Here is a 5,226-nt window from a genome sequence, read left to right as displayed (position 1 = left end):
ATCGAGCCCAGGCGCCTCGGCGCAACTGCTGGCGACACTTCGACGACATCTGATCGTGGCGGATCGCATCATTCAGATCAAAGAAACGTGAGCATGGTTTGAGGGCGCTGTTGGAAGGTGTCAGAGACGCAGTCCACCACGTCTGAGTGGAGTTGAACCAGCAAACATCGCTTGCCCGCAGACTCCCAGCCTTGCGGGTTCGGTTGAGTCAGTCACAGGCCCAGCGCTGTTGCACTCGGGCCACCGGATCTCACGGACGCGTGCGGCGTCCCACGGGCCGCTTTCAACGACGCGTCCCGATTTCATTTCATGCCGTGTCGAGGAGGGTCGGGCAGCGATGCCGCACAACCTGAGCGGTCGCCGCTACCCGAGGTTCGCCGGAACGGCTCATCTCGATTGAGGAGGAACACGTCATGGCGGATCAAGACGCCTTGAACGGATCGCGATGGTACGGCGGCTGCCACCCATCGCAGCTCACGTCAGCGCAGTTCATGGAGTTGCACTGTACAGGTTACATCGACGCGCAGGTGTATGCCGGGTATGGCGAAGTCCGGTCATTTCGTTGGCTCGGACCGCCTTCGCAACGACCACGCCTCAGAGGCGTGGTGAAGACGCGGCATGGTGATGTCGAGCTTCGCCAGAGCGATCGACGTTTGTTTTATGTCGCTCGCGATGCCGATGGCGAGCAGTTGCGCAACGCGCAGGGACTCGCGATCTACATGAGTGAGCAGGAAGCGGCAGCGCGTTGCCTGCCCCGGTACGATGAGGTGATTGTCGCGTTTCTAGCGGACATTCCCATTGGCTACGTGAGCAATGACTGGGGCGCAGTCGGTGCCTGGGTGGCCGAGCGCTATCAACGATGTGGCATCGGAACGCAGTTGGTGCATCTGCATGTGCAGGCCAGGCCTGCGGCACAGCTCGGACGAATGACGCCGGCCGGGATGGCGCTGGCGCGTGCAGTTCATCGAAGTTTCCTGTGCGATCAGCGAGCGGCCTGAGACGACGGAGGGCTTGCGGAGCTTTGGACTTGGCTGACACAGGCGGGGTCGAACCCGCCTGTGTCTGTTCGGATGCCGCAGCAGTGAGCTGTTGTCCGAGCGGGTCTTCGCATCGAGCGGCGGGGGATATCAGGTTGCGGAATCGGCGTGAACGTGTCTGGCGGGCGAACGAGAATGGTCGAAGCGATGATGGGGATCGGCAGTGATCCACCGGATCAGACCAGCTGTTTTCAGTGGCTGGCGACCACCGCAGGCTCGCGGCCGTTAAGCGGCGGGCTCCAGCAACGTGGGTGGCAGGGCGCGCTCCGAGGCATCCCACAGCCAGTAGCGCTGCTGATTCGCCTCATACTCGGCAATGCGCAGTCGCCGCGTGGCCGCATCCGCGGCGTTACCGGCGACAATCTCCAGCGGCACCGTGGCCTCGCCACAATCGGTGAGCAGGAAGTTCGGGAATCGCGTCGGCCGGCCGTCGTAGGGCAAGGGCTTGTAGAAGTGCCGTTCCTCGAGCACCAGCCGCTTGACCACCAGTGCTTCTTCAATCGAGAACACTGGCAAGTACTCCTCGGTGGTCACCATGCCGGTCAGATCCTCCAATTGCCAATGCGCATGGGGTGCTCGCTGCATCGTCAGGAGCACCAGCAGCTGAAATTCCGGATGGAGCGAGCGGGCATCGAGCCAGGCGAAGGCCGTACTGTGGCAAAGGCGTGCCAGCTTGTCGCGGGGCATGCCAATTACGAATTCATTGGGCAGGTGAGCCAACCGCAGGCCAGGACCCGCCGCCGTCTCGACGATCGAGCGCAGCCGGCCGAACACCAGAATGCGCAGCGGCACGCCACTGGCGGTTTGGCTCAGCTCGCGAAAGGCACGCTGCCGGCGTGCTTCGATCTCGAGCGCCTGGTCGGGCGCGTAGGGTTCCGGTACATACAAATGGCGCGTGAGTGGATAACGTCGGATCTGAATGGTCTCGGCCGCCTCCAGGAAATATTTGTAGACCTGCCGATAGTGTCGGCGGTGGCGCATGCGAGGATTCCAGCGGTTGAAACCGGCCCGTTCCCACAAGAGGTGCAATAGACCCGGCAACTCAACCGAATCGCGAAAGCGATGCTCCGCAGCCATCGGTTGTGCGCTCGTCACCGGTGCACCGGCGCGCTCGCCGCGAATCGTCAGCGGCACACCGAGTTTTACTGCGACCCGACCCTCGCCACAGTCGCTGAGCGCACGCGCGGAGTAGATGCTCAGGCCGCACAGTGAGCGGTCCGGTTCGTAAGACGGGCAGCACGGGGCGTGTTGGGGACCCGAGTTCGGGACGCGTGCGAGATAGAGGCGGTTGCGACGCGCGATATATAGGGGCAGGCCGGGCTCACGACACTTGCACACGGGATAACGGCCCTTGCACTGAGCGAGCAGTTCCTGAGCCTGCTCGGGATTCTCTTCGAGCCATTCGCGCGAGAAGGAGCCTAGCTGCGGGAATTCGATCAACATTGTCTGCACGAGAAGGCGCCTCGAATCAGAGCGTCGGGCGCAGGCTACTGCCACGCAGATGCACTGTGGGCGGGCCACGCCGGCTCGTAGGGCCGCCGTACGCAGGCGTGTGACATCGAAGTCGCGTCCAAACTGCTCATCGGGCGTTGCAGTCCGAGTGCTGGCGCCGGATGAGCGTGTGGCTCTCGCTGAACCGGGCCACTACAAGGACTGCCGCTTCGAAGTCGACCTCCTATCGGTGCTGGGGCATTGGCTTGCTAAACCGGAGATCAAGAGATGCAGAGCGTTAGGGCGATGGCGGGAATCCTCTGCGACGTTCACGCGCTCAGCGTACGCGGCTCAGGACACATAAGAACTGATCGTTGAGAAGGTTCGCGCGCGTCTCCCGCGGGTGGTTTTGCACGCGCGGCCATCTTCCAACCCAGGGAGGGCTCGCGCATCGCTGAATCCGAGCGTTTCGAGCCAGGACGACCTATCTGGCCAACGCATCCGCGGCCCGTCACAGCGCTTTGACACCGTCGCGCCCGTTCGGACCTGGTAACAGTCAGGTGCTCCCGGCAGTTGGCGCCCGAGCCGCTCGCTCGCGGCTAAGCGTCTGGCCGACGTGCGCGAAAGATTTCGGATCTGAAGCGAATGCAGCGCGTGCTCACGCGAACCGTTGCATTGTGTGAATGGGTGAGCGACCCGACTGTCTCGCAGCACTGTTTCGCAACAACAGCCCCGACGATTCATCTCAGCGTTCACGCCCGCGCTGCCCAGATGGACTAATCAACCCATCCCGATGCGTGTCCCCCTCACGCCTTTGCTTATCAAGCTTTCTGCTGTTCAGCAGGCGAGCCCACGAGTTCCTTAACTAGTTCGCGGTATATGTTCACGAGTGAACCTTCCTCGACGCCGCCGCGCATGAGGATCGAGAGGAGATCATCTATGACGTTCAAGCCGTCAGCACCTAGCTTCCAGCCCGTGACCTTGAAAGAGGCGTAGTGCGTTCCGACCGGCTGCAGATGATCGAGTCTCACAATGGATTCTGGGGTGTCATCAGACTCGGGCAACTTGTCCCACAGAAACTGCGCATATTCGAGGTGACGCACGCGCTCAACAAATTCCGGAGGGTAGCCGGCCCGATTCACATTCCGCTGCACTCCATAGCTCGGGACAACCAGCATCGTGGGTGCTGTCGCGCTGTTTGCAGCACCCCGCACCAGTGCCTTGTCCACCTTTGCGCCTGGCATGCCGACGACGATGCACGGCCGCTTCTTCGCTCGGTAGGCAGCCCATGTCTCGCCATGATGCAAGGCCATTGCGGCAACCGGAAGATCTGTCTGCTTCAGCGGCTGATCGACCTTGAGGGGTGACACTTTGACGACGGCGTCGTTGTGCCGATCAGCTTCCTTCCTCCCCACCGGCTCGAATGTGTATGGAACCTGATCAACATGGGGAAGGAACGCGACGATCAATGCACCTCGGCACAACGTGCGTTCTTCATTCTTGACCCACCACTCTCCGCCGACGACGGACTGAATGCAGTCATCAGGGTACATCGCCGCCTTTCCTTGCCTCCGACTTCCACACGTCATCGCTGAATTCAGCAATGTATTCCCGTTGCTCTACGGGTTCGCCCGCCAAGCTGTCGAGCCACTGAATTCCTTTCTCAAATGTCTCGTCGTAGCGTGCGTCAGCCATGGGGTTGACGAGGGCAGGGTGCTGTTGCGCTCGCTTCTTCAACTGCAATTGCAGTTCACGCACGCGCTCACGGTAACGTTTCTTCTGCCTTTCTGAGATCGTATCCATCCGCGGCTTCGGCGCCTGTGCTTTTTGCGTCTCGCCACGTTCAGCGGGTCTGAAATCGAGGTACTCGCCCGGCGCGGCCGTCAACATCGGCGGTGTGCGATAGATGTGATCGAGCAGCGACGGCGTGTCCTTCAAAAAACGATGTACTAAGCGCGGCAGAGCCATCGCTACCACCGGAGGGACCGCTTTCTCCCATTCCTTCAATCGGTCCTCGTCATGCAAACTAAATCGTACCCAGTCCTCTCGATCGCCGTAGTCACTGGGGAAGTGGCGCTGATCGGCCCCGATCAATGCGAGCGCGGGCGCAATGCGTGCGTTTACGGTCTGGGACCAAGGCCCGAATTTGTGGAACTGCCACTGGATGCCGGTAAACGTCTGACCATCGTTACGTTCGGCATAGGCGAGATCAGCCAAGTACACGTACTTGATCAGATGGATCGGGCCCAGGTCGCGGTGGGTCCGTTCCTCCTCCGTTCCCGCCAACAGCAGGGCGTACTGGATGAGGGTGTCTATGCGTTTTTCGTCGACTGGCATAGGTAGGGGGGGGCTAGCGGGCGCGCGAATCTTACCAGCCTCCTGTCTTGGCGGGCGAGCGCTATGACTCAGTCCAGGGCGCTTCGTGTGCGATCAGCCTGAACTCGTGGCGCCTACTGGCCTGAGGGTGACTGTATATGGAGGCGGCATGGCAGGCTAGTGCGCCTGGATGCTCTGTTCGGATTCCTTCACGCTGCGCCCGGTCCAGTTGGCATAGTATCCAGCCTGTCCAACTGCTGCGCAGTCACCCGGCGCATGACCTCTTGCCAGGGACGAAATTGCAATAGTTTGCAAGGAGGCCCCGGCGCGATTGCTGTCCGCCGCACAGCTGTCGCGCGATGAGCCTCGTGCAGACTCCTGCCTAGGAGCTTCTCCTAAAGCTTAGCGTCGAGGCACGGCCGGGCTTCGACAGCCGTGATCA

General features: G+C 61.4%; 4 protein-coding genes. 1 reads left to right on the top strand and 3 read right to left on the bottom strand.

Translation table 11 applies throughout. The annotated features are described in order from the left end of the window. Positions 1-413: 413 nt before the first annotated feature. Complete coding sequence (locus tag JNL55_RS06760) at positions 414-998, top strand: hypothetical protein (RefSeq protein WP_293851084.1); 585 nt, start codon at positions 414-416, stop codon at positions 996-998. Between the two features lie 264 nt (positions 999-1,262). Here JNL55_RS06760 and JNL55_RS06755 read toward each other — a convergent pair whose 3' ends face one another. From JNL55_RS06755 to JNL55_RS06745, 3 genes are all read right to left on the bottom strand, one after another. Beyond that, complete coding sequence (locus JNL55_RS06755) at positions 1,263-2,480, bottom strand: DUF1173 family protein (RefSeq protein WP_293851087.1); 1,218 nt, start codon at positions 2,478-2,480, stop codon at positions 1,263-1,265. Positions 2,481-3,289: 809 nt separating this feature from the next. After that, on the bottom strand, positions 3,290-4,021 hold the full coding sequence (locus JNL55_RS06750; RefSeq protein ID WP_293851081.1) for a hypothetical protein: 732 nt from the start codon (positions 4,019-4,021) through the stop codon (positions 3,290-3,292). Continuing rightward, positions 4,011-4,805 carry a hypothetical protein gene (locus JNL55_RS06745; protein ID WP_293851078.1) on the bottom strand — a complete coding sequence of 265 codons (795 nt, stop codon included), beginning with the start codon at positions 4,803-4,805 and terminating at the stop codon, positions 4,011-4,013. The genes JNL55_RS06750 and JNL55_RS06745 overlap by 11 nt, the downstream gene beginning before the upstream one ends. Between the last annotated feature and the right edge of the window lie 421 nt (positions 4,806-5,226).

Source organism: Steroidobacter sp., from assembly GCF_016790065.1.
Lineage (GTDB): Bacteria > Pseudomonadota > Gammaproteobacteria > Steroidobacterales > Steroidobacteraceae > Steroidobacter.
Note: the sequence above shows the minus strand (reverse complement) of the source record. Positions and strands in the feature narration are given on the sequence as shown.

What these genes read in the sequence shown, in the direction of transcription:
- JNL55_RS06745 (WP_293851078.1), bottom strand. Translation starts at nt 4,805, where the DNA reads ATGCCAGTCGACGAAAAACGCATAGACACCCTCATCCAGTACGCCCTG.
- JNL55_RS06750 (WP_293851081.1), bottom strand. Translation starts at nt 4,021, where the DNA reads ATGTACCCTGATGACTGCATTCAGTCCGTCGTCGGCGGAGAGTGGTGG.
- JNL55_RS06760 (WP_293851084.1), top strand. Translation starts at nt 414, where the DNA reads ATGGCGGATCAAGACGCCTTGAACGGATCGCGATGGTACGGCGGCTGC.
- JNL55_RS06755 (WP_293851087.1), bottom strand. Translation starts at nt 2,480, where the DNA reads ATGTTGATCGAATTCCCGCAGCTAGGCTCCTTCTCGCGCGAATGGCTC.